This window comes from Rhizobium sp. YJ-22 (genome assembly GCF_029601685.1).
Classification (GTDB): domain Bacteria; phylum Pseudomonadota; class Alphaproteobacteria; order Rhizobiales; family Rhizobiaceae; genus Metarhizobium.
The window spans coordinates 1-23,182 of record NZ_JARRIR010000010.1 but is presented as its reverse complement, the minus strand read 5'-3'; the positions used below and the strand labels follow the sequence as shown (position 1 = coordinate 23,182).

Sequence of the window (23,182 nt, the reverse complement as noted above, 5' to 3'; positions counted from 1 at the left end):
CCCTGTTGAGACAAGTGATGGCGCAACGATGCGCGGCAATGTAAATCATGTCAATCTGAATAATAATATCATGACAATTATTCCTGCCATGGCGATTTGCAGCGTTGTCTCCTCAAATTGCCAGCAGCAATGCCTCGGGGTTGCCGCTGGCGAGCGAAGCGAGAATGCCAAGCCCGGTGCGCAATTCCTGCTCGGTCGTCGATCCGAGCGAGACGCGTACTGCCGGCTGCCAGCCGTGATCGGCGGTGCGGAAAGACGAGCCGGGCGCGATCGCCACGCCGCGAAGCCGCGCCTGCGAGACGAACCCTTCCTCCGCATGGCCTTCCGGCAAGGGAAGCCAGACATGCAGGCTCTGCGGGTGGGCGTGATAGGGCAGGCCGCCAAGCGCCTCTTCGGCGATGACATGGCGAAGACCGAGCGCCCGGCGCTGCCAGTTCACCAGTTCCATCGCCGTGCCGTCTCCGACCCAGCGCGTCGCGATTTCGGCAATCGAAGGCGTCGCCATCCAGTTGGAAACGAGATGGCGATTGGCGACGGCCGCGACATAACGGTCGGGCGCCGCGAGATAACCGATGCGCAGGCCCGGCACCGTGATCTTGGTGAAGCTCGTGACGTAAAGCGTGCGCTCCGGCGCATAAGCGGCAAGTGGCGGCGCACGGTTTTCGACGAGCGGACCGAGAACGTCGTTCTCGATGATCGCGATATCGTGGCGGCGCGCTACCTCCGCCAATGCCTGGCGGCGCTCCGCGCTCATTAGCGTCGCCGTCGGGTTGATCACCGAGGGTTGCAGGAAAACGGCGCGGATGACGCCCTTGCGGCAGGCCTCGTCCAGCGCTTCGGGCACCATGCCGTCGCGATCGATCGGCAGTCCCTCAAGATGCAGGCCGAGATAGGTGGAAAGCGGCACCAGCGTATGGTGGCTGATCGCCTCCGTCGCTACCGTCGAGCCGGGCGGCGCGACGCTCATCAGCGCCACCGTCATGCCCGATGTCGCGCCGTTGGTGAGGCTGATGTTGAGCGGCGAGATCTCCAGGCCGCAGCGCGCCAGCCATTCGGCGGCAACGGCCCGGTGGCGCGGGAAAACCATGTTTGGGCGGAAGGAGAGCGCCGAGCTCGACGGCAGGTTTTCCGCCAGCCATCCGAAGGCCTCGCGCATACGCTCGAGATGCAGTTGCTCGCAGACGGGCTTGAGGATCGAGAGATCGACGAGCTCGCCCAGGCGCTCCGGCAGATAGGGCGGCTCCGGTTCCTTCGGCCGGGTCTGCACGAAGGAACCGCGGCCGATCTCGCCGGAGATCAGTCCGCGACGGATCAACTCGTCATAGGCGCGGCTGACGGTCTGCACCGAAAGTTTCAGGTCGTCGGCGAGCTTGCGATGGGGTTGAAGCCGGGTGCCGTTCGGCAGATGGCCTTCCTGAATGGCGCGGGCGATCTGCTCGGCAAGGGAGAGGTAAGCCGGGCGGCGCAATTGAGATGGATCGGGACGCCAATTTGTCATGATTTCGACAGTGCTCAAATTCAGTCCAATTGACAACGCCAAAATGGCTTTCCATTGTCTTTTTCCCTTGCCTGACCTGATTTTCGCCCGGAGGGCGCCCACATGAAACTCGACGCCATCGACCTGCGCATCCTCGAAGCCATCCAGGCGGACGGGCGCATCACCAAGCTGGCGCTGGCGGAAAAGGCGGGCCTTTCCCCCACTCCCTGCTGGCTCAGGCTGCGCAAGCTGGAAAAGGCCGGCATCGTCACCGGCTATCACGCCCGCGTCGCCATGCGGCGCCTTGCGCCGGTGGCCAGCGTGATGATGGAGGTGACGCTCGCCAACCATCGGCAGGCGGATTTCGAGCGCTTCGAAAAAGTCGTGGCGGCAACGCCCGAGATCGTCGCCTGCTGGTCGGTCGGCGGCGGTGTCGATTATATCCTGAAGATCATGGCGGCCGATATCGACGCCTATCAGCGCCTCGTCGACAGCCTGCTCGACCGCGAACTCGGCATCGACCGCTACTTCACCTACATCGTCACCAAGACGGTGAAGGAGGAGATCGTTCTGCCGCTCGCGACCCTGCTCCCCTCCCCCAGTAGCGAAACCCGATAGAGAGATTGTCTACGGCCGCCCGCATCTTTGGCCAAACTCTCTGCGATCCGCCCCGGCGATAGACAATCTGCCGCCGGTCCTCTGGCACACTCCTTCCACACCCCAGAGGAGGCCGCCATGACCGCCGTATTCGCCCGCACGAGTTTTCACGATGCGCTTGCACGTCTGACCGATCCGCATCTGCTGCGCGAACTGTCCTATGTCGGCGGACGCTGGATCGCCGGCCGCGACGGCAAGAGTTTTCGCGTGACCGATCCGGCCTCGGACGCGACGCTCGCCTGGGTCGCCGCGCTCGACGGCGAGCAGACATCGGAAGCGATTTCCGCTGCCGCGCAGGCTTTCCCCGCCTGGCGGGACATGCTGCCGCAACAGCGCGCGACGATCCTGCGCAAATGGCACGGCCTGATGCTGGAAGCGCGCGAAGACCTCGCCTTGCTGATGACGCTGGAGCAGGGCAAGCCGCTGGCCGAGTCGCGCGGCGAGATCGACTACGCGGCCTCCTTCATCGAATGGTATGCCGAGGAGGGAAAACGCCTCAACGCCGAGAGCGTCACCAGCCATTTGCCGGGCGCTGAGATGATCGTGCGCCGCGAGGCGCTCGGCGTCGTCGGTGTCGCCACACCGTGGAATTTCCCCTCCGCGATGATCACCCGCAAGGTGGCGGCGGCCCTTGCCGCCGGCTGCACCGTCGTTGCCCACCCCTCCAGCGAAACGCCGCTTTCGGCGCTTGCCCTTGCCGAACTCGGCGAGCGCGCCGGCCTGCCAGCCGGCGTTTTCAACGTGGTGACCGGCGATGCTGCCACCATCGTCGGGCGCATGAATGCCGATGCGCGCATCCGCGCCATGAGCTTCACCGGCTCGACGGAGATCGGCAAGCTCATCGCCGGCCAATGCGCCCCCACCATGAAGCGGCTGGTCATGGAACTCGGCGGCCATGCACCACTGATCGTCTTCGCCGATGCCGATATCGGCAAGGCGGCGGATATCGCCGTCAACGCCAAGTTCGCGACATCGGGCCAGGATTGCCTCGCAGCCAACCGTATCTATGTTGAGCGCCCCATCCTGGAGGCCTTCACAAGAGCCTTCAAGGCGCGCATCGAGGCACTGAAAGTCGGAGCCGGGCTGGAGCCGGAGGTCGAGCTCGGCCCGCTGATGCACGAGCGAGCCATCGCCAAGGTCGAGGAACAGGTCGCCGATGCGGTCAAGCGTGGCGCAAAGCTGCTCACCGGCGGCAAGCGCCACGAAGCCGGCCCGCTGTTCTACGCGCCGACGCTTCTGGCGGATGTTCCCGACGACGCTCTCATCATGCGCGAGGAAACATTCGGCCCCGTTGCCGCCGTCACCGCCTTCGACACCGAGGCGGAGGTCGTCGCCCGCGCCAACGATACCGAATACGGCCTCGTCGCCTATGTGGTTACCGAAAACGGCGCCCGGCAGATGCGCCTTGCCCGGGCGCTGGAAGTCGGCATGGTGGCTGTCAACCGGGTGAAGATCACCGGCGGGCCGATCCCCTTCGGCGGCTGGAAACAATCCGGCCTCGGCCGCGAAGGCGCGCGCCACGGCATGGAAGCCTTCACCGAACTCAAATATCTCTGCATCGACACCGCTGCCTGATCTTGGCGCCCAAGCACAATCGAAAGGAAAAACCATGTCCGACAGACGTAACGAACTCACCGCCTGGGACCGCGACCACTTCTTCCACCCCTCGACCCATATGGGCATGCATGCCCGTGGCGAGACGCCGACCCGAGTCATCGGCGGCGGCGAAGGCGTCTACATCACCGATACCAACGGCAAGACCAGCCTCGACGCCTTTGCCGGCCTCTATTGCGTCAATGTCGGCTACGGTCGCCATAAGATCGCCGACGCCATCGCCGTGCAGGCCAAGAACCTCGCCTATTACCATGCCTATGTCGGCCATGGCACGGAAGCCTCGATCACGCTTTCCAAGATGATCATCGACCGCGCGCCGGAGGGCATGAGCCGCGTCTATTTCGGCCAGTCCGGTTCGGATGCCAACGAGACCAACATCAAGCTGATCTGGTATTACAACAACATCCTCGGCCGACCGGAGAAGAAGAAGATCATCTCGCGCTGGCGCGGCTATCACGGCTCGGGTGTCATGACCGGCTCGCTGACCGGCCTGCACCTGTTCCACAATGCCTTCGACCTGCCGCGCGCGCCGATCCTGCATACGGAAGCCCCCTATTTCTTCCGCCGCCCGGATCGCGCCCTGGACGAAGAACAGTTCTCGCAATATTGCGCCGACAAGCTGGAGGAGATGATCCTCGCCGAGGGGCCGGAAACCGTCGCCGCCTTTATCGGCGAGCCGATCCTCGGCACCGGCGGCATCGTGCCGCCGCCGAAGGGCTACTGGCAGAAGATCCAGGCTGTGCTCGACAAATACGACATCCTGCTCGTTGCCGATGAAGTCGTCACCGGCTTCGGCCGCCTCGGCACGATGTTCGGCTCCGACCATTACGGCATGAAGCCGGCACTGATCACCATCGCCAAGGGCCTGACATCCGCTTACGCGCCGCTCTCCGGCACTATCGTTTCCGACAAGGTCTGGCAGGTACTGGTGAAGGGATCGGACGAGCTCGGCGCCATCGGCCATGGCTGGACCTATTCCGCGCATCCGATCTGCGCTGCCGCCGGTGTCGCCAATCTCGAACTCATCGACGAACTCGGCCTGGTCGAGAATGCCGGGACCACCGGCGCCTATTTCCGCAGCGAGCTTGCCAAGGCGGTCGGCGATCACCCCAATGTCGGCGAGGTGCGCGGCGACGGCCTGATGGCGGCCGTCGAATTCGTCGAGGACAGGAACGACCGCGCCTTCTTCGATCCGGCCCGGAAGATCGGGCCGCAGGTCTCCGCCGCCCTGCTCGAACGCGGCGTCATCGGCCGAGCCATGCCGCAAGGGGATATCCTCGGCTTCGCACCGCCGCTCTGCCTGACGCGCGAAGAGGTCGATATCATTGTCAAGGCGACCGCCGATGCTGTGAACGCTGTCCTCGGCTGAGACTTGAAATGGACGGGGCGGCGATTAGGCTGCTCCGCAATTCGCACCTGCCCTTCCCCCAAGGCCCACCCATGACATCCGCGCCGCCGTCGATCGGCTTTTCGACGATCAGCTTCTGTTTTCGGAAAAGCTGGTGCGCTTCAAATCCCTGCGCAACGACGAAGCCGGTGCGCAGGACTTTATCGCGGCGGCGTTGAAGCAGCGCAGCTTCGATGTCAGCCGCGTCCGCACGGATGCAGCAAGGATCGGCCATCACTCCGCCATTTCGCCCGCGACCGCCGCTTATGACGAGAGCTGAAACATCGTCGGCCGCAAAACCTCCCCCGGCGGCGGACGCTCGCTTGCCTTCAACTCCCATGTCGATGTCGTTCCGGCCGAAAGCGGACACCGCTGGACATCGCCGCCCTTCTCATCGACGCCATGCGCGAGGAGTATGGCGCACCTTCGAACTTCATCGAGTTTTCCGCGCCACGAGCGGGCAACGTCTTTCTGGACATGGCCAAGGCACTGGCAAACTATGATTTCAGACGGCGTATCGGGACTGCCGAGGTCGAGATGCGCCCCTCCGGTGTCGCCGTGGCAATCACCTCCTGGAACAGCAATTACGGCTTCATCTGCGGAAACTGTCCGCCGCCATCGCGGCCGGCGCCACCATGGTGATTCAAGCTTCGGAAATGAGTGCCATCCAGACCCGAGTAATCACCGAATGCCTGCACGCCGCTGGCCTTCCCGAGGCCGTATTCAACATCGTCACCGGCGACGGGGCAGTCGTCGGGTCCGCGCTGACCTCTCACCGCGATGTGTCAAAAATCACCTTCACCGGCTCGACGGCCACAGGCCGGACCATTGTCCGCAAGGCCGCGGAAACCATGAAGCGCGTGACAATGGAACTTGGCGGCAAGAGCCCCAGCATCAATCTCGAAGATGCCGACCTTGATGTTTCAATCCCGCCGGTGCTGGCAGCAGGCTTCCTCAACAGCGGGCAGGCCTGCATAGCCGGAACCCGCATTCTCGCGCCCGAAAGCGGGTTCGAGGAGATCGAAGCCCGTATCCGGGAGGCAGTCGAGGATTTCAAGGTGGGCGACCAATGACAAGAACGTCCGCGTCGGCCCCATGGTCAGCCGGAAACAATGGGACCGCGTCCAGTCCTATATCCGGCTGGGCCAAGAAGAAGGTGCCCGCCTGCTCGCCGGTGGCGAGGGATGACCGGAAGGCCTTTCGCGAGGCTGGTTTGTGCGCCCACTATCTTCACCGGGGTGAACAACGGCATGCGCATCGCCCGCGAGGAGATCTTTGGCTCGATCCTTTCCCTCATTCTTTATCGCGACGAGGAGGAGGCCATCACGATCGCGAACGACACCGATTACGGCCTCCAGGCGCAGGTCTTCTCATCAGACATTTCGCGAGCACGGCGGGTGGCGGACAGGATCGAGGCCGGCCGAGTCATTCTCAATGGCGCGCCGCATGAACCGCTGGCACCGTTCGGTGGGATTCAAGCAATCCGGCTTCTGACGGGAATTCGGCGTCTTCGGCCTTGAGGCCTTTCTTGAACCCCGCGCTGTGCTTGGCTGAGGAGTGAACCATGACGAAGAAGCCGATTGCGCTGATCACCGGCGCCAACAAGGGACTTGGTAAAGAGGTTGCCCGCCAGCTCGGCGGTCTCGGAACGCGAGTCTACCTTGGCAGCCGGGATGGCGAGCGCGGACAGGCCGCGGCGGACGACCTGGCGAAGGAAGGAGCGGACGTGATGGCGATTGCACTCGACGTCACGGACGAAACGAGCATCGTGGCTGCGGCACGGCAAATCGAAGATCGGGAGGGATTGCTCGACGTTCTCGTCAACAATGCAGGCGTCCTCTATCGTGTGCCCGCGCTTGAGACGGACGCAGCGAACATCTTTGCAACTTACGACGTCGACGTCTTTGGCACCGTGCGGACCATCCGTGCATTCCTGCCGCTACTGCAAAGATCGCCGCATCCGGCACGCGCACTGTGAAAAAGGGCGCGAAAATCGTCGTGGACCTTGCGACGCTTCCCGACAGTCGCCCCAGCGGGGGCTATTTCAACGAGGATGGTCCATTGCCATGGAGAAGATTATTCTTGACTGTTTGTTCCAGAATACTTATCTCAACTCTTATGGCAAGGATCAAGGAATTCGATAGGGACAAGGCGCTGGACGCAGCAGTGGATGTATTTCGGGAGCACGGCTTCGACGGGACATCGACGGAGATGCTGGTCAAGGCCATGAAGATCGGCCGCCAGAGCCTCTACGACACGTTCGGCGACAAATGGGTCCTCTATCGCCTCGCGGTGGAGCGCTATGTATCTGCGGAGACCGAAGCGCACATTGGCAAACTGCGCAGCACTGGGCGTGCAATTGACGGCATTTCGGCAATGATGGCGCGGTTGGTGGCTGAAGCAGATCGGGCATGTCTTGGTGTCAACTCGATCTGCGAGTTCGGGCAGAGCCGTCCGGACCTGACAGAAGTACATCATGCTGCCGATCATCGGTTGCGACACGCAGCACGGGAGTGCGTCAGGCAAGCTCAGGACGCGGGGGATCTGGATAAGACGCTGTCCGTAGATGCGGTGATCGACTTTCTCATCGCCAGCATCGCCGGCATTCGGATTGCTGCGCGCGCGGGTGCGGGCCAAGAAACACTGCAGTCGCTCGGTGAGTTGGCGCTCCGCGCCCTGATGCCTCGGTAAAAAAATTTAACCTATTCTGGAACGAACAGTCAAGAAAGGACTGAAAATGAAAGCGGTCGTCATGAACAGCATTGGGGATACCGATGTCATGGAAGTCGTCGAATATCCGGAGCCCGTCGCAGCACAAGGACATGTACTCGTTGAAATTGCCGCGGCCGGCGTTAATTTCATGGACATTGGAGTTCGGCAAGGCATGGCCTGGACCGATACCCCGAATCCCAAAATACTTGGCGTCGAAGGTGCAGGGCGCGTTCTCGCCGTCGGTGAAGGCGTGACGGATTTCTTCGCGGGAGATCGCGTGGCCTGGGTCTACGCTCCAGGAAGCTACGCGAAGCGGATCTCGTTACCCGCCAGTTCGCTGGTTCGTCTGCCTGATTTCATCGATGACCGGACGGCTGCCGCAGTCATGATGCAGGGACTGACGGCAAGCCACTTCGCCACCGATTTCTACCCGGTTCAGCCGGTTGACATTGCACTGGTGCATGCGGCCGCCGGAGGCGTCGGCCTGCTGCTGACCCAGATCATCAGACTGCGCGGTGGGCGCGTCATCGGACGCGTTTCCTCCGAAGACAAAGTCGCCATCGCCAAACAGGCAGGCGCCGAGCATGTCATCGCCGACAGCAAGGGAGATTTCGCGCAGCAAGTCCTGCACTTGACGAATGGCAGGGGTGTCGATGTTGTCTACGACGGTTCGGGCCCCAAGACCTTTCAGGGCTCTCTCGACAGCCTGCGCCGTTCGGGGACCTTTTGCTGGTACGGCCCTGTTCTGGGCGGGCCGGGCCTCATCGACATCATGAGTCTGCCGAAAAGCATCAAGATCGGCTACGCGGTCTTCTCCGACCATATTTCCTCACCGGAACGCCTTCGCGCCCGTACCACCCAGCTTTTCGACTGGATCCGGGATGGCTCGCTGAAAATCAACATTGGAGGAAGTTATCGTCTCGAAGACGCCGCGTTGGCCCACGCCCACATGGCAAGCCGACGCACGACCGGCAAGTTGCTTCTCGTCCCCTAGTCGTCATTTGAGTGCGCCATCGCCCGCATTCTGCCCTGGCTCCGCAATTCGAGAGAGGAGCCAGGCGGTCGTCGGCGACTAGGCCAGTGCCCTATCGACATCGCTCTGATCAGTCCCGCTTCAGCAACCGCTCGAGCCAGCCGTTTCGCGCAGCGACACAAGCGCGAGCGAGATCGGATTGAGGGGCGATGTCGTAAAAGCCATGAAAGGCTCCGCCCCAGACACGCAATTCGCATTGACCACCAGATGCGAGGATTCGGACTGCATAATCGATGGCTTCATCACGAAAAACCTCGCACGCGCCGACATCGATAAACTTCGGGGGCAGCCCGGAGAGATCTGCGGCCCGCGCCGGTGCGCTATAGGGCGACACCTCGGCACCCCCGCAGTCCGTGCCGAGCACCGCCGCCAGGCAGTCCGGTTGCTGGTCGTGTCCCACACCCCGACACCATCAAACAAGTGGGCAGACGCGGTGGTATTTCGATCATCGATCATAGGGCACTGCAGCAACTGACCCAGCAATCGCGGACCGTTTCGGTCTCGTGCCAAGAGCGCCGTGCCCGCCGCGAGCCCGCCGCCACCGCTCCCACCGAAGACCGCCAGGCGATCCGGATCGAACTTGAGCGCGGCCGAATGCGACGCCATCCACAACAGGCCTGCATAGCAATCTTCCACCGGAATTGGCGCCGGATGTTCTGGCGCCAACCGGTATTCGACGTTACACAGACCGCGTCATGTTTGATCGCCCACTCAACCAGGGGAGCAGCACCGGCAAAACGATTGCCCATGACCATGCCGCCGCCATGCAGGAAAAAGATCGCGGGGCCGATCTGGTCATGGCCTTTGCGGGTGATGACCGAAATCACGAGCTCATCTCCCTCATATCCCGGGATCCGGTGATCGACGCAATTCACCGGATAATTCTGCAGCAGATCCTTCCGGGTTGGGCTGCTTATTTCTCTGAAATAGGGCAGCCGATCGAGCGTCATCCCGGTCGGCACGAAATCGCCAATTGATGCCAGAACTTTGGTGAGTTGAGGGTCGTAGATCAGTTGGGACATGGTTACTTCCGCGTCTGGAGAGAATGACAGAGTAAGGCTGTGAGTACCTTTATCCGTTCGTCCGGCTAACTTGATGAAGCGCAGCCAGCGAGATCCACCCGCCTGTCCATCCCGACATTTTCGAGGAAGGCGTCGTCGTGGCTAACGATCAACAGGGCACCGTCATAGGCCCTCAACACCGCTTCAACCGTCTCTATGGACTCGATGTCGAGATGATTGGTCGGTTCATCCAGGATCAACAGTGACGGGGGAGTGGCACCGCCGAGCACACAGGCAAGGCCGGCGCGCAGGATCTGTCCCCCACTTAACGATTCCACGCGCTGGAGGGCGGCATCCGCGCGAAAACGAAAGCCGGCCAAAGCGGCCCGGCAAGCATTTTCGGATGCGCCGGGGCTCAGTCGCTTGAAATTGTCGAGGATACTTTCACTGCGATCAAGAAGGCTGACACTTTGGTCCAGCATCGTCGCAGGAACAGATAAAGTGACCTTGCCGGTTATGGGCATGATCTCTCCTGTGATCACCTTCAGTAGCGTTGTTTTGCCAGACCCGTTAGGCCCCGAAAGCGCCACACGCTGAGGCCCGACAATCGAAAGGGACAGATCCCGGATAACGGGATGCCTCGAATCATAGCCCGCCGCAATGCGATCAAACGATAGTACCGCCTTGCCGTTAGGCAGGTTTGTCGAGGGAAGATTCACAGAAAATGGCTGGAGCACTTCGACTCTCGCCTTGGCGGATGCGACCGCACCCAAAGCATCGGAGCGCTGGCGTCCGGCAAGTTCCACCACCTTGCCTCGGCTAGCCTCCGCATTGCTCTTCCGCCGACCGAGGAGAATTTTTGGCATGTCACCTTTTCCTGCTTTGCGGTTACCCGCTGCGTTCCGCCGGTCCTGCCGTTCCGCCAGCACCTGCGCCTTGCGGTCGATCTCCTCGGCTGTCTTTTGAGCATGGGCGAGGCTCTGCTCGGCGGCATTCAATTCGATTGCCTTCGCCGACCGATAGTCGCTCCAGTTGCCGCCGTAGCGTTTCGCACCAAGCGTGGTTAATTCAGTGATGGCATCCATATACTCAAGCAGTCCGCGATCATGGCTGATGACGATCGCCCCGCCTTTCCACCTGCTGAGAAGGTCGATCACCGCTTGCCGGCCGGCTCTGTCCAGATTGTTGGTCGGCTCATCGAGCAGAAGAAAATCCGGTTCCTTGAAGAGAGCCGCCGCAAGAGCAGCCCTGGTCCGTTGTCCACCAGATAAATGATTGAGCAGTGTATCGGGCTCGGCAGCCAGCCCAAATCGGGCAAGTGCCGACAACATACGCTCCCTGACCGTCCAATCGGTCTCCGCCAGATCCTCAAGGCTGGCTTCCCCGCTTTCTGCCCGGGCGAGCAAGTCTAGCGCCTGCCCGGCACGGAAAAGATCGGCGATCGTTTCATCTGTCTCGACATCCAGCATCTGCCGGACGAGCGCCACCGTACCCTCGACGGTTATGGACCCCGCAGACGGGGAGAGCAGACCGCAGATCATTTTCAGCAGGGTCGTTTTGCCGACACCATTTCGCCCGACCAGACCAGTTCGTTCCAGTCGAAACGATAGGTCGAGGCCCTCGAATACCGGATCACCGTCCGGCTTGACGCAGGAAAGACCCGACAACACGATGGAAGACATATCAAACCTGTTGCAACGAAATAAACGGCACGATACCGTGCTGTTATCAAATTATTCGGGTATCAGCAACGGTGACCCTCAAATCCCCCTCCATCCGACGCTTCGAGGTCGCATGAAGAAAATACAGCCACCACGCCCGGGAGGACGACCGACACGCGAGGAGGCGGCGAGCCTTACCCGGCAGATTCTGGACGAAGCCCGCGCCGTCTTTGCAAAGAAGGGTATCGCCAACGCTTCGATGGAGGAGATTGCAGCGCGCCAGGCGATCTCCAAACACACACTATATCGTCGATACGGGAACAAGAAGGCGCTTCTGGAGGCCGTGGTTGAGCGCGATCTCGCCCGGTTTCGAGCAGCGCTCGCAAATGCGGCAAAGCAGCACGAGGAACCCCTGCTCGCCCTCCATGGGATCGCATTTCGCTATTTCCTGTTCGGCATGGACAGGGACTATTCGGCCTTCTACCTCTCAGTCATTGCAGAGGCCGTGGTATCGGCGTCCCTTCGAGAAAGGCTGGCGATCTGGTCGAGCGCTGCGCTGGAGCCCATGGTCGACGCAATCATCGCTGCTCAGCAATCAGGTGCCCTCATTGAAGGCGACTCATCAGAACTATGCGGCGTCCTCGTCGATCTGCTGGAGGGCGCCAACAACCGCATCCGCCTCGGCCTTTGCGACACTCCCGATGAAGCCGAGTGCCGCCACGTTTTCGAAAGCCGATGGACGATCTTCCAGACTGCCATGACACCTAAAGTCCTGATGGAAAAGGGGAGCGACTGTTTCAGAGGCGCTCCCTCTTCGATCTCCAACCCTCTCTACCCCAGAAGACCAACGGCCGTGGCCAGCGCGGCTATCGGGGACGGTTCCGGCGAGAACACGTCATGAACGCAGGGCGCTGCGAAGACGGCAAGCGCGAGCATGCCAACGATCAGGCGTTTAATCGAACCCTCCGGGAGGTTGCGGAGACTGCTCAGGCAAGCTTCAGTTCAACCGCGATGTTGCCCCGTGTCGCCTTGGAATAGGGGCAGGTCTGGTGAGCTTCGTCGATAAGAACCCGTGCAAGGTCGGCATCGAGCCCCGGAAGGCTGACATTCAGCCGGGCCTGCAGCAGGTAGGCGCCGTCAGTCATTCCGAGGTCGACTTCGGCATTGACGGCCGTCGTCGCTGGCAGCGCCAGCTTATGTTTGCCCGCGGCAATGCCCAGTGCACCGATAAAGCATGCGGACCAGCCAGCAGCAAAGAGTTGCTCGGGATTTGTGCCGGGCTTGTTGCTACCCGGAGGCGAAAGCTTGACGTCAAGCTGCGCATCGTCACTGCGCGCCGCACCGTCGCGTCCGCCGGTAGTATGGGTCTTGGCAGTATAGAGAACTTTTTCGATCTTGGTCATGGAACACTCCTTTATTCGTTCGCATAGAACGACGTGGTTGACGGAGGTGTTCTGGCGCATCGACGTATCCGGCATGTTTTCGAAAAGGGCTAAATTGTATCCCATCGTAGGAGCGACGCGTCGCGTAGGTCAGGGTAGCGATATTTCCGCAGCAAGCCCGCCATCGTCGCGATTGTAGATACGCACCATCCCACCGATCGAGACGGCTAGCTGCTGGGCAATCGCCAATCCAAGCCCTGTGCCTCCTGTGTCCCGATTGCGGGACGTCTCGAGACGATAAAAGGGTTGCATGACGGACTCCAGCTTGTCGTCGGGAATGCCTGGTCCATGGTCCATGACTGCGATGATAATATTTCCCTCGCCCGATCTTTCGACGCTGATCTCTGCCGCACCGGCAAACTTGAGGGCGTTGTCGATGAAATTGGTCAGGATACGTCGCAACGCATGCGGCTTGGTCAGGACAGTCCCCTGAACAATGCCGGTTACCGAAACCGCCTTGCCGGTATCCTGATAGTCGTAGGCGATGCTGTCGATGAAGGAAGCAAGATCGATGCGCGAGTTTTTCTCGCCATTGCCGTGCGAACTGCGCGCATAGGCAATTCCGTCCTGCACCAACCGCTCGATTTCGCGCAGATCGCCGACCAGCTTGTCCTTTTCTGGGCTGTCGTCCGCCATGTCAGCGCGAAGCCGCATGCGCGTGATCGGCGTCTGCAGGTCATGGGAGATTGCCGCAAGGATCTGCACACGTTCTTCCAGGTAATGGGCGATACGGTCACGCATGGCGTTGAACGCACGTGCCGCATGGGCAACCTCGTTCGGACCATCTTCGTTCAAGGGAGACCCTTGTCTGCTGGGATCGAGTGCATCGGCAGCAGCAGCGAGAGCGCCAAGCGGACGAATGGCGAGGCGCACCGCAAACCAGGTGCAAAGGATGAGCAGAACCATCTGGGCTGCGAAGACATACGGCAGCCATTCGGCTAAGGGCATCACCCCGCGCGGGGTCACATCGATTGTCAGCGGCGAACCGTCCGACAGCGTCAGATGCCCCTGCAGCCGCATGTGGTCGCCCGGTATGGCTTCGACGCGGATCGGGAACCGGTTGCCGGCCGCCTGCCCGATCCGGTCCGCGATCTCCGCGCCACGCCCCGACAAGTCCGGAACACCGGGAAGCCCTGGCCCAAGGACAAGGCGATAGCTGCCGCGACTCAGGCGATCCAGCCAATCAGGCCGCTCGCTGGCGGGAAGACGGTCGAGAACAGCGATAGACGTGGCCAGATCGCTCTCCAATGTCCCGAGCATGACGGCCTTGGCCGACATATAGCGCTCGGCAAAAAGAATACTGAAAGACAGGCCATAGGCGACCGCCAGCCCAGAAAATAGGATCAGGAACAATCGCGAGCGAAGGGTGCCCGGCCACCAGCCAGAAAGAGACTTGCTGCCACTACTCATGTCTTCGGCACCGAGATTTCAACAGGTACGGAGAACACATAACCTTCTGCCCGCACCGTCTTGATGTAGGTCGGCTCGCGCGCATCATCGCCAAGCCGCTGGCGCAGACGGCTGACCAGAAGGTCAATCGAGCGGTCGAATAGTTCGGCATCGCGGCCCTGCGTGAGGTTCAGGATCTGGTCGCGATTGAGCACGCGTTGCGGATGATCGATAAACACCCGTAGCAGTCGGTACTCGGCGCCGCTCAAGGCAACCTCTGTTCCGTCATGGTCAAGAAGATGCCGGCCGACGGTGTCGAGCCGCCAATCGCCGAAGGTCAGCAGTTGGCCGGCTTCGCTGATCTGCAGGTTGGGCGGCAACATACGCGTACGCCGCAGCACCGCCTTGATACGGGCAAGTAGTTCCCTCGCCGCAAACGGCTTCGGCAGATAGTCGTCGGCGCCCATTTCCAGCCCGATGATCCGATCCATCTCGTCGTCGCGTGCCGTCAGCATGATGACCGGCGTCGCCTTGTGCTTGCCGGCGCGCAGTTCCCGGCACAGCACCAAGCCATCATCCCCGGGCATCATCACGTCGAGCACGATCAGGTCCACCGTGCTGGCTTCCAGGAAACTGCGCATCTGCCGACCATCGGCGGCAACTGTCGTTCGAAGACCGTTCTTCTTCAGATAGCTTGAGACCAGCTCGCGAATTTCGCGGTCGTCATCGACAATCAGAATATGGTCGACATGCTCCATTTGTGACCTTTCAAGGATCCGAAACCAGGCAAGTTTAGTTTCCGCGTTGGCTGCCACGAGTAAAGCGGTTTCTCGCGGCAGCCTTGCGATCAGAATTGCGCCACGTCGATGATGGCCTGGGCGAATGCCTCCGGCGATTCCTGTGGCAAATTATGCCCGACACCTGCTATATTCCGGTGCTCGTATCTTCCAGAGAACTTCTTTGCATAGGCCGATGGTTGCGGATGGGGCGCACCATTGGCATCGCCTTCCATGGTGATCGTCGGAATGGTGATCACCGGACCCATGGCGAGCTGCCTCTCGAAGCCATCGAACTTCTCCTCACCGTCTTCGAGACCGAGCCGCCAGCGGTAATTGTGAATTGTGATGGCGACGTGGTCCGGATTGTCCAAGGCGGCGGCCGATCGGTTAAACGTCGCATCGTCGAACATCCAGGTGGGCGATGCCGTCCGCCAGATGAGCTTTGCAAATTCGTGCGTGTTGGCGGCATAGCCGAGCCGTCCCCGCTCGGTGGCGAAATAGAATTGGTACCACCAGGAGAGTTCCGCGGCCGGCGGCAATGGCTTGCTGTTGGCGGCCTGGCTGCCGATGAGATAGCCGCTGACCGAAACCATCGCCTGGCAGCGTTCCGGCCAGAGAACCGCCATGATGTTGACGGTGCGCGCACCCCAGTCATATCCACCCAGGATCGCCTTGTCGACGCCGAGCGCATCCATGAAGGCAATCATGTCGGCAGCCAGTGCCGCCTGCTGGCCATTTCGCGGTGTCTCGTCCGAGAGGAAACGCGTCGTGCCGTAGCCACGCAGATAGGGAATAAGCACGCGGTAGCCTGCATCGGCCAGGATCGGTGCCACATCAACATAGCTGTAGATGTCGTATGGCCAGCCGTGAACGAGCAGGACAACGGGACCATCGGCCGGGCCGGCTTCCGCATATCCGATATCGAGTACGCCTGCCTTGATCTGCTTGAGTGCCGCGAACGCAATTTGCCCTCCCGCCTTGACCGAGGCCGGGGCCGCGGCGGGCATCTGGGCATGGGCAATCGTGCTCATGCCCAATTGCGTGGCAGCCACGGTCATGGCGGCGATACCGAAGAAGCGCCGGCGCTGGTGGTTGAATTGAGGGGACATCGTTCTCTCCATCTTGATTGATTGTGATGAAAAGAAAGCCAACTCCACGTATCCCGCATATGTCCCGTCAAGCCCTGAATTGAATGCGCATGTAGCCTCCGCAGCCTTCGATACAGTCTGATACAACTCGCGCCACCCGCCGACCGGGCTTGCCAACAATTTGTATCGCTCTGTTGTGGATGGGCCGGGTCCTACACTGCGGTACATTTCCGATGGAAGCCCGACACATGCGGGACACGTCGCTCCGACCAGATTGGCCCTGTTGCTGGTCGCGCCCCATCGCCGTCCAGAACCCGACCAACCGGTTTCAAGGAAACGACGATGACGCTTCTTATCATTGCCTACCTCGGAGGGGCGCTGACCATCCTCAGCCCGTGCATCCTTCCCATTCTACCCTTCGTCTTTGCCCGAGCTGGACAGCCCTTCTTCAGAAGTACCTTTCCCATGCTGATCGGCATGAGCGTCACGTTCGCATTGGTAGCGACGCTTGCAGCAGTCGGCGGGAGTTGGGCGATCCATGCCAATGAATACGGTCGTCTCGCCGCGATCCTGCTGCTCGCCGTCTTCGGGGTCAGCTTGTTGTCACCACGCGTTGCGAGCATCATCACCCAGCCCGTCGTCGATTTCGGCAACAGGCTGCTAAACGTGTCGGGCAGGCCAGGCTCTGTGCCGACTGCGGCGAGTTCATTCATCCTCGGCGTTGCAACCGGGCTCCTTTGGGCGCCGTGCGCCGGGCCGATCCTTGGCCTTCTGCTGACAGGCGCGGCGTTGAATGGCGCCAACCTCCAGACGACTGTTCTGCTTGTCGCTTATGCTGCTGGCGCCGCGACATCGCTTGCCATCGCTCTCCTCATCGGCGGCAAGTTGATTGCCGGCATGAAGCGGTCGCTCGGCATCAGCGAGCGTATTCGCCAAGGGCTGGGAGCCGCAGTTCTGGCTGGCGTCGCGGTCATTGCGCTCGGTCTCGACACCGGTCTCCTGGCGCGGCTCTCTTATGCCAGCACCTCCACATTCGAGCAGGCCATACTAAACCAACTGAAAGACAAGTCAGCAAGCGAGCCTCCATCCGTTGTTGCCAGCAATGACACAACATCCGCTGTCATCGAAGCAGGACAGCCGTTCCGCAGCAATCTGCCCGTCGAGGGCGCGTCGCCTTCGCTGAACGGCGCCGTCGAGTGGCTGAACTCGCCGCCGCTGACGAGGGAACAGCTTCACGGCAAGGTCGTCCTCATCGATTTCTGGACCTATTCCTGCATCAACTGCATCCGGACCTCCCCCTATGTTCGCGCCTGGGCCGAAAAATACAATGATCAGGGCCTGGTCGTGATCGGTGTACACGCCCCGGAATTCGCCTTCGAGAAGAAGATCGACAACGTCAAAAAGGCGATCGAGGAGTTCAAGATCGGTTATCCGGTTGCAATCGACAATGACTACAAGGTCTGGCGTGCGTTCCAAAACAGCTATTGGCCGGCACAGTACCTGATCGATGCAAAGGGGCAGATCCGCTACCACCACTTTGGCGAAGGCAATTACCGCCAGACCGAGCAGGCGATCCAGGACCTGTTGCGAGAAACCAGCGACGATCTGGCAGCGACCACAACCGTGACGCCCAATCCCAAGGGCGTCGAGGCGAGCCCCGATCTCAAAAACATCCGCTCCGGCGAGAGCTACCTGGGCTATGAGCGCGCAGCAGACTTCGTCTCTCCGGAAGGCCTCCGCGCGGATGTGGTCACCACATATTCCGCCGATAGACCAGCTCTCAATGAATGGGGCCTTTTCGGAACCTGGACGATCGGCGCCGAGCGCGCCGTACTGGACCAGCCGGATGGCGGCATCGTCTACCACTTTAGCGCCCGCGATCTGCATCTGGTGCTCGGACCCGAAGCGACCGGTAAGCCTATTCGCTTCCAGGTGACGATCGACGGCACGGCACCTGGGCTCGATCACGGCACAGACATCGATGCTGACGGCTACGGCACGGTGACGTCTACCAGGCTCTACCAGCTCGTTCGCCAGTCCGGCGACGTGGAGGAGCGGACATTCAAGATCCGCTTCCTCGACTCAGGCGTCGAAGCCTACGCCTTCACCTTCGGCTGACACCCCATCCTTCGCATCAAGACCTTCCACGACAACAGGAGTAAAACGCATGAACCGACATTCCATCTCGATCCTCGCACTCGCCTTCGCCGCCAGCGTCATCGCTTATTCTGCGCAGGCCGCCGAGGTCAAAAACATCGTCATCGTTCATGGCGCACTTGCCGATGGTTCGGGATGGCGCAAGGCATCCGATATCCTGGTCCAGCGAGGTTTCAATGTCACGATCGTGCAGCAGCCGATTACGTCGCTCGCCGACGATATCGCCGCCACCAACCGGGTGCTCGATTTGCAGGACGGCCCGACGCTTCTCATCGGTCACAGCTATGGTGGAATGGTAATCACCGAGGCTGGCCACAATCCCGTTGTCGCTGGTCTCGTGTATGTCGCTGCCTTCCAGCCGGACCAGGGCGAAAGTCTCATAAGCCTCGCAAGTTCGAAGCCCGCTGGCGGCATGAATATCCGCGAGACGAAGGACGGGAAGTATCTCTATCTCGATCCCGCGGGCTTCGCGAAGGACTTCGCCGCGGACCTGCCGAAGGACGATGCGGCGTTTCTGGCAAGATCGCAGGTCTTCGCCTCGAAAGAAGCGTTCTCAGCCAAGATAGGGGATCCCGCTTGGAAGACGAAACCGAGCTGGTCCATTGTTGCGACCGAAGATCGCTCCATCAATCCTGATCTGGAGCGTGAAATGGCCAGCCGCGCCGGCAGCAGCGTGACCGAGATCAAATCCAGCCACGCCGTCTTCGCCTCTCAGCCCGAGAAGGTTGCTGAGATCATTGAAACAGCAGCGAAGGCTCTCTAGCACGGGCATAAAGTGGCGATCCGGCAACATGGATCGCCACTGAAACTAATTCGCTCTTGAAGAGAGTCGAACCGCCGACCCAGTCGGCCGGCTCACACGTTAGCGCCGAATTTACGTTTACGCACAGCTACGTGCTCTCGGGAAATGGTTGATGTGGGGTCGTAAGCAACCATTCGTATTTGAGGGACTTCAAACGAGAAGCGGACATATATCCGATATGAGCCCGAGGTCGCCTAAGTCGGGCTTTCTCAACGGGCTTCTCAATGCTTTATCTATCCCCCGCCACAGACAGACATCGACTTCCAATCTCATATTAGCTGGCATCGCCCTCTACTGATTGCAGTGACGAACCGCCAAGCGTTGTTGCAACCCGGTTGCTCTTCAATATTGGTTGAAACATTCACTCGATCACGCTGGGCGTGGTGTTGAGGAGGAGCACCTTGCCGACAGCGTCAACAATCAAGATCTCGGAAACGCTCGACCCGCTCAATGGTCCGCAGAAGGGTTTTTTCGGTTGGCTTCCAAGCCGGGCAGTATGCCCTCTGGTTGGGATCTGCTATTTAGCGGGAACGCGTGGCCGGGCTGGACGGTGTGCTGTCCAAGCTGCTAGAGAACCTGTGCCTGCGCATCACCGGCGCCGATTGCGAGCACCATCGCGCCTTTGACGCGATTCTCGGTCTTGCCGATCTGTCTGCCGACGAGAGAGCACAGATCGACCTCGCGCGGCCGGTTGCATCCTGGCCGATCCACGCCGCACTCATCGACCGACTCTGGAACAAGTACTCCAAGGCGCTGGGTACCGAGGTTCAGGACCGGCCCTTCGACTACCTGCTGTGGGACGTTCTCGACTTCGCCACGACATTTGCAGTGCAGAGGGCCGACGCCGAGCACCTGGCGATCGGTATGCTGGTTCTCGAAGGCGTGGTATCGGATCTTGCAACTGCAAACTGGGATGGCCTACTGGAAGCCGCAATGGTTGAACTCGGTCGGCCGAACGAGACGTTTCTCGTCGCTGTTACCGGGGGCGATCTCCACGGACCGCCGGGGATCGGGAGGTCGTACAAGTTCCACGGCTGTGCGAACCGGGCAATAGCTAACGAAGCCGAGTATCGGCCACTGCTTGTGGCGAGGGAAGCGGCCATCACGCATTGGGCTCTGAACCCGCGCTTCACCCAGATGCGGGAACAGCTCCGGGCACTAATTGCCCGTTCAAGAACGCTGATGATCGGTCTTTCCAGGCAGGACACCAACATCCAGCAGCTGTTCAGCGCGAATGGCTGCGCCTGGAATTCCGCCCCGCCGCCGATCGTGTTCGCGGCCCAGGAGCTCTCTGAGGGACAGAAATTATCCTCGAGGGTGCGTACCAGGGTGACTATGAGGCCAACCGTCACCAGATTCGGACAGATGCCACCCTGCCTGCCTTCGGAAACCCACTGCTGCTGGCTACTGCTGAGAACAATGTTCAGCAAGCTTGCCGCGCTTGCAGGTCTGCTGACGTCGCCAGCCGTTGGTGCTACGGGCAAGCAGAGCCTTGTCGATGGACTCAAAGCGCTTGAAGGTGCCGCGGCGCGGGCCGGTAACGCCAACCGGTACGATTGCGCCCGGACCATTGCAGCGTTGATCGGGCGGGTCTCCGAACAATTTCTCGGGCGTCCGGGCAGCGCCGGCCGCCGCCCCTATGAGCCGCTAAGTGCGCAGCCGGCACATCTGATGCAGCAGGACCCGGCGGCGGAGTTCTCCGCCAGGCCGGAAGCCGCTGCCGCACTGGGCCTGATCGGCCAGGGGCTTGTCGCCAGTGGTCGGTTGCGGTGGACGATCCGGAGCAGCCGACGAGCGGGGCACTGCGACTTGTCGCCACGGCGGCCGAGGCCCGCGTGTTTCTCGCCGCCAATGACGATAATATCAACCAGCTCGTCGCGTCCGGGGCATTTGACGAGGCAGACGACGACGTTGTCGTCATCTGCTCGCGCAAGGTCACTCCCCGGCAACAGCGAAGCCCATCCAAGTCCTGGCGGACAGGCAAGGCGCCGCCGCGCTATGTTAACGTCAGCGTCCTACTCGAGCTCGGCATCGTTTGACGAGGTCCAGAGCAGGTTTAACTCTGAGGTCGGACTATGACGACAGCGGAAACGGTCTTTGAGATCCTGGTTCGAAGCGAAGCCGGCGCTCAATGCGGTCGATGCCGATTTCTTTGCGGAGCGGTGCTAGCAGTGCTGGGTCGGCCGTTGGACATCTACGACCAGAAGAAGACCACGAACTCGCGGCTGACCGAGTTCGTGAAGGGGTTGCTGCGTCTCGACGCGCTCGACGCCCTGGTCGACGGCCTCGACCATGCGTTCCACGTCACTCGGATACGGAAGCTGGCTCCGGTCCACAGGCAGTTAGAGGACGCTCGTGATCTGCTCGACAAGCAGCTTGCGCGCGAGCGGTCGAACGTCGAGACGGCTCGCCAGGCGACAGCCCAACGCATCGTGCGCCTTAACGAACTGCTGGCTGTTCTAGACTCGACCGCAGGGCCGGTTGCTACCGGTTTCGATGTCGCCGCGCTGCGGGCCCGGGTTGGAGATCGGACAGGGACCAGGCTGAACTCGCGAGCGTCACACAGCAGGGCTCAGAGGTGAGCTCGTTGCTGAGCCGTCTGGATCAGACCTCCGCAGTAAGTCCCCACGCCGAGATCGCGGCGCTGGAGCGGGATGCTGCCGCCATCGGATCCGAGTACGAAACGTGGCTGAACGGTCCTGGAGCGCAGATCACAGAGGCGCTGGACGCCATTAGAGAGTTTCATTCCGAGCTGTCGCCACCCGATGGCGCAAGCGTCGAGGATCAGGTTACGGATGCGCTCAAATGGTGTGTCGTCGAAGTTGATCGCTGTCTGCGGTTGCTGGACCAGCACGACACGGCGAGCCAGCAGCTTATGGGGGCGCGAACCACGATCCAAAGGGCGACAACACGCACTGGCGAGATCAACCAAGCGCTCGAAGCGGGCGCCAAGGACGTCCGGACGCTCGCCGCTGCCCTTGCGGGGATCGCGCCGCATGTCGAAGGGGACATGTGCCCGGTATGCAACCGCGACTACGCGGAGCTCAATAGTGGCTCCCTCACCGCACACATTGCGGCCACGATAGCGAACCTTACGTCGGAAGCGGGGCGCCTGCAGGCGCTCTCGACGGAGCGAGCATCGGAGAGTGAGCGGTTGACGACGGCGCGGCGGGACGAGGCTAGGCCGAGCCATTGTCCGAGAGATGCTCGATAGCATGTGGGGCTCGGGTTGCGCCGAAGCGTTTCTCGACAGCCTCCAGCATCATATCGCGGACGTCGGAGCCGGAGATGCCTGCATTGGCGACAGCCGTCCAAGCGATGATCTCGCGGTCGAAGGCGTTGATGATGAAGGCGAGACGAACGACCTCGCCGTTCCAGCAGGTAAATTCCAGTCCATCCGAGCACCATCGCAGGTTGGAGCGCATCACCATGACTTTGCCGTCGTGGATGCGGCCCTGGCGAATGGCCGTATGCTTCTCCAGCAACATGGCGTGGTTGCCCATGATGCGATGAACTCGTTTGGCGTTGACGACAGGCTTATCGGCGGATCGCCTCTCGCGATTGAGGAGCGCGGCGATCCGCCGATAGCCAGCGGTGGGTCTGGCATCGACGAGCCCGCGAATGGCTGGCAGAAGCTCTGCATCTTCAACCTTCAGATGCGGGACGCGGCTTTGCTCTGCCCTTGAGACGTTCGACGAGGTTGGAACGGGAGACGCCCAGCGTGTCTGCGACGGTTTTCATCGGGAACCGTCCTTCGGCAACAAGATCGGCCGCGATATCCGTTTTTTTGAGTCCGCTTTCGAAAGGGCTTCGCGGAGGATTTCGACCTCCATCGTCTTGCGGCCAAGGATGCGCCCCACCTCGCGGACGCGATCTTCCAGCTTCTTCACTTCCGAATTGCCGATGACCGGCTCGTCAGAAACCACGGCTGCAGCACCTCCCTCATTCAAGAGCCTGCGCCACCGGTAAAGCAGATTGGGCGC

20 protein-coding genes and 3 pseudogenes are annotated in these 23,182 nt (G+C 61.1%); 14 read left to right on the top strand and 9 right to left on the bottom strand.

Going from position 1 to position 23,182, the window contains the following annotated elements; translation table 11 throughout:
- Window positions 1–112: 112 nt before the first annotated feature.
- Window positions 113–1,534 carry a PLP-dependent aminotransferase family protein gene (locus P7F60_RS21610; RefSeq protein WP_277919937.1) on the bottom strand — a complete coding sequence of 474 codons (1,422 nt, stop codon included), beginning with the start codon at window positions 1,532–1,534 and terminating at the stop codon, window positions 113–115.
- A gap of 66 nt (window positions 1,535–1,600) precedes the next feature.
- On the opposite strand from P7F60_RS21610, the gene P7F60_RS21605 reads away from it, so the two are divergent.
- From P7F60_RS21605 to P7F60_RS21570, 8 genes and pseudogenes are all read left to right on the top strand, one after another.
- A complete protein-coding gene (locus tag P7F60_RS21605; protein WP_277919760.1) occupies window positions 1,601–2,095 on the top strand; it encodes an Lrp/AsnC family transcriptional regulator in 495 nt (164 codons plus the stop codon).
- 117 nt (window positions 2,096–2,212) lie between these two features.
- Entirely contained in the window at window positions 2,213–3,709 is a 1,497-nt protein-coding gene (locus P7F60_RS21600; protein WP_277919759.1) for an NAD-dependent succinate-semialdehyde dehydrogenase, read from the top strand.
- A gap of 34 nt (window positions 3,710–3,743) precedes the next feature.
- Window positions 3,744–5,117, top strand: a complete 1,374-nt coding sequence (locus P7F60_RS21595) for an aspartate aminotransferase family protein (RefSeq protein ID WP_277919758.1) — start codon at window positions 3,744–3,746, stop codon at window positions 5,115–5,117.
- A gap of 133 nt (window positions 5,118–5,250) precedes the next feature.
- Window positions 5,251–5,415: a hypothetical protein gene (locus P7F60_RS21590; protein ID WP_277919757.1), complete on the top strand. Its 165-nt coding sequence runs from the start codon at window positions 5,251–5,253 to the stop codon at window positions 5,413–5,415.
- Between the two features lie 110 nt (window positions 5,416–5,525).
- Window positions 5,526–6,629 (top strand): annotated as a pseudogene (locus P7F60_RS21585) (aldehyde dehydrogenase family protein); the annotation flags it as partial.
- 70 nt (window positions 6,630–6,699) lie between these two features.
- On the top strand, window positions 6,700–7,113 hold the full coding sequence (locus tag P7F60_RS21580; RefSeq protein WP_235914674.1) for an SDR family NAD(P)-dependent oxidoreductase: 414 nt from the start codon (window positions 6,700–6,702) through the stop codon (window positions 7,111–7,113).
- 140 nt (window positions 7,114–7,253) lie between these two features.
- Window positions 7,254–7,826 (top strand): TetR/AcrR family transcriptional regulator, encoded by a 573-nt coding sequence (locus tag P7F60_RS21575; RefSeq protein ID WP_166096913.1) that lies wholly within the window; start codon window positions 7,254–7,256, stop codon window positions 7,824–7,826.
- Between the two features lie 46 nt (window positions 7,827–7,872).
- The gene (locus P7F60_RS21570; RefSeq protein ID WP_166096909.1) at window positions 7,873–8,841 is read left to right on the top strand and encodes a quinone oxidoreductase; all 969 of its coding nucleotides are present in this window, start codon (window positions 7,873–7,875) and stop codon (window positions 8,839–8,841) included.
- A 109-nt stretch (window positions 8,842–8,950) separates the two neighbouring features.
- Here the strand turns inward: P7F60_RS21570 and P7F60_RS21565 are convergent, their stop codons facing one another.
- The 3 genes from P7F60_RS21565 to P7F60_RS21555 form a co-directional block, all read right to left on the bottom strand.
- Complete coding sequence (locus tag P7F60_RS21565; RefSeq protein ID WP_235914673.1) at window positions 8,951–9,280, bottom strand: alpha/beta hydrolase fold domain-containing protein; 330 nt, start codon at window positions 9,278–9,280, stop codon at window positions 8,951–8,953.
- Between the two features lie 52 nt (window positions 9,281–9,332).
- Complete coding sequence (locus tag P7F60_RS21560) at window positions 9,333–9,902, bottom strand: hypothetical protein (RefSeq protein WP_235914672.1); 570 nt, start codon at window positions 9,900–9,902, stop codon at window positions 9,333–9,335.
- Window positions 9,903–9,967: 65 nt separating this feature from the next.
- On the bottom strand, window positions 9,968–11,563 hold the full coding sequence (locus tag P7F60_RS21555) for an ABC-F family ATP-binding cassette domain-containing protein (RefSeq protein WP_166096907.1): 1,596 nt from the start codon (window positions 11,561–11,563) through the stop codon (window positions 9,968–9,970).
- A 112-nt stretch (window positions 11,564–11,675) separates the two neighbouring features.
- Between P7F60_RS21555 and P7F60_RS30845 the strand changes: the two are divergent.
- A pseudogene (locus P7F60_RS30845) lies at window positions 11,676–12,308 on the top strand (TetR/AcrR family transcriptional regulator); the annotation flags it as partial.
- A 220-nt stretch (window positions 12,309–12,528) separates the two neighbouring features.
- On the opposite strand, the gene P7F60_RS21545 reads toward P7F60_RS30845, so the two are convergent.
- The 4 genes from P7F60_RS21545 to P7F60_RS21530 form a co-directional block, all read right to left on the bottom strand.
- Window positions 12,529–12,945 carry an organic hydroperoxide resistance protein gene (locus tag P7F60_RS21545; RefSeq protein ID WP_166096910.1) on the bottom strand — a complete coding sequence of 139 codons (417 nt, stop codon included), beginning with the start codon at window positions 12,943–12,945 and terminating at the stop codon, window positions 12,529–12,531.
- A 129-nt stretch (window positions 12,946–13,074) separates the two neighbouring features.
- The gene (locus P7F60_RS21540; protein ID WP_166096905.1) at window positions 13,075–14,394 is read right to left on the bottom strand and encodes a HAMP domain-containing sensor histidine kinase; all 1,320 of its coding nucleotides are present in this window, start codon (window positions 14,392–14,394) and stop codon (window positions 13,075–13,077) included.
- Complete coding sequence (locus P7F60_RS21535; protein WP_166096903.1) at window positions 14,391–15,131, bottom strand: response regulator; 741 nt, start codon at window positions 15,129–15,131, stop codon at window positions 14,391–14,393. The genes P7F60_RS21540 and P7F60_RS21535 overlap by 4 nt, the downstream gene beginning before the upstream one ends.
- A gap of 89 nt (window positions 15,132–15,220) precedes the next feature.
- Window positions 15,221–16,261 carry an alpha/beta hydrolase gene (locus tag P7F60_RS21530; RefSeq protein WP_166096902.1) on the bottom strand — a complete coding sequence of 347 codons (1,041 nt, stop codon included), beginning with the start codon at window positions 16,259–16,261 and terminating at the stop codon, window positions 15,221–15,223.
- A gap of 321 nt (window positions 16,262–16,582) precedes the next feature.
- On the opposite strand from P7F60_RS21530, the gene P7F60_RS21525 reads away from it, so the two are divergent.
- The 5 genes from P7F60_RS21525 to P7F60_RS21505 all read left to right on the top strand — a co-directional run bounded on the left by P7F60_RS21525 (window position 16,583) and on the right by P7F60_RS21505 (window position 22,413).
- Complete coding sequence (locus P7F60_RS21525; protein WP_166096901.1) at window positions 16,583–18,358, top strand: cytochrome c biogenesis protein DipZ; 1,776 nt, start codon at window positions 16,583–16,585, stop codon at window positions 18,356–18,358.
- Window positions 18,359–18,407: 49 nt separating this feature from the next.
- Entirely contained in the window at window positions 18,408–19,160 is a 753-nt protein-coding gene (locus tag P7F60_RS21520) for an alpha/beta hydrolase (RefSeq protein WP_166096899.1), read from the top strand.
- Window positions 19,161–19,733: 573 nt separating this feature from the next.
- On the top strand, window positions 19,734–21,278 hold the full coding sequence (locus tag P7F60_RS21515) for an SIR2 family protein (RefSeq protein WP_277919755.1): 1,545 nt from the start codon (window positions 19,734–19,736) through the stop codon (window positions 21,276–21,278).
- Window positions 21,279–21,385: 107 nt separating this feature from the next.
- Window positions 21,386–21,781, top strand: a complete 396-nt coding sequence (locus tag P7F60_RS21510) for a hypothetical protein (RefSeq protein WP_166096897.1) — start codon at window positions 21,386–21,388, stop codon at window positions 21,779–21,781.
- A gap of 5 nt (window positions 21,782–21,786) precedes the next feature.
- Window positions 21,787–22,413: a hypothetical protein gene (locus tag P7F60_RS21505; RefSeq protein WP_277919754.1), complete on the top strand. Its 627-nt coding sequence runs from the start codon at window positions 21,787–21,789 to the stop codon at window positions 22,411–22,413.
- Here P7F60_RS21505 and P7F60_RS21500 read toward each other — a convergent pair.
- Window positions 22,385–23,182: pseudogene (locus P7F60_RS21500) on the bottom strand (DDE-type integrase/transposase/recombinase); the annotation flags it as partial. The gene P7F60_RS21505 and the pseudogene P7F60_RS21500 overlap by 29 nt on opposite strands.

Bases quoted from the DNA above. Each gene is read 5' to 3' on its own strand.
- P7F60_RS21605 (WP_277919760.1), top strand. From the start codon at position 1,601: ATGAAACTCGACGCCATCGACCTGCGCATCCTCGAAGCCATCCAGGCG.
- P7F60_RS21600 (WP_277919759.1), top strand. From the start codon at position 2,213: ATGACCGCCGTATTCGCCCGCACGAGTTTTCACGATGCGCTTGCACGT.
- P7F60_RS21595 (WP_277919758.1), top strand. From the start codon at position 3,744: ATGTCCGACAGACGTAACGAACTCACCGCCTGGGACCGCGACCACTTC.
- P7F60_RS21580 (WP_235914674.1), top strand. From the start codon at position 6,700: ATGACGAAGAAGCCGATTGCGCTGATCACCGGCGCCAACAAGGGACTT.
- P7F60_RS21575 (WP_166096913.1), top strand. From the start codon at position 7,254: ATGGCAAGGATCAAGGAATTCGATAGGGACAAGGCGCTGGACGCAGCA.
- P7F60_RS21570 (WP_166096909.1), top strand. From the start codon at position 7,873: ATGAAAGCGGTCGTCATGAACAGCATTGGGGATACCGATGTCATGGAA.
- P7F60_RS21560 (WP_235914672.1), bottom strand. From the start codon at position 9,902: ATGTCCCAACTGATCTACGACCCTCAACTCACCAAAGTTCTGGCATCA.
- P7F60_RS21555 (WP_166096907.1), bottom strand. From the start codon at position 11,563: ATGTCTTCCATCGTGTTGTCGGGTCTTTCCTGCGTCAAGCCGGACGGT.
- P7F60_RS21545 (WP_166096910.1), bottom strand. From the start codon at position 12,945: ATGACCAAGATCGAAAAAGTTCTCTATACTGCCAAGACCCATACTACC.
- P7F60_RS21540 (WP_166096905.1), bottom strand. From the start codon at position 14,394: ATGAGTAGTGGCAGCAAGTCTCTTTCTGGCTGGTGGCCGGGCACCCTT.
- P7F60_RS21535 (WP_166096903.1), bottom strand. From the start codon at position 15,131: ATGGAGCATGTCGACCATATTCTGATTGTCGATGACGACCGCGAAATT.
- P7F60_RS21530 (WP_166096902.1), bottom strand. From the start codon at position 16,261: ATGTCCCCTCAATTCAACCACCAGCGCCGGCGCTTCTTCGGTATCGCC.
- P7F60_RS21525 (WP_166096901.1), top strand. From the start codon at position 16,583: ATGACGCTTCTTATCATTGCCTACCTCGGAGGGGCGCTGACCATCCTC.
- P7F60_RS21520 (WP_166096899.1), top strand. From the start codon at position 18,408: ATGAACCGACATTCCATCTCGATCCTCGCACTCGCCTTCGCCGCCAGC.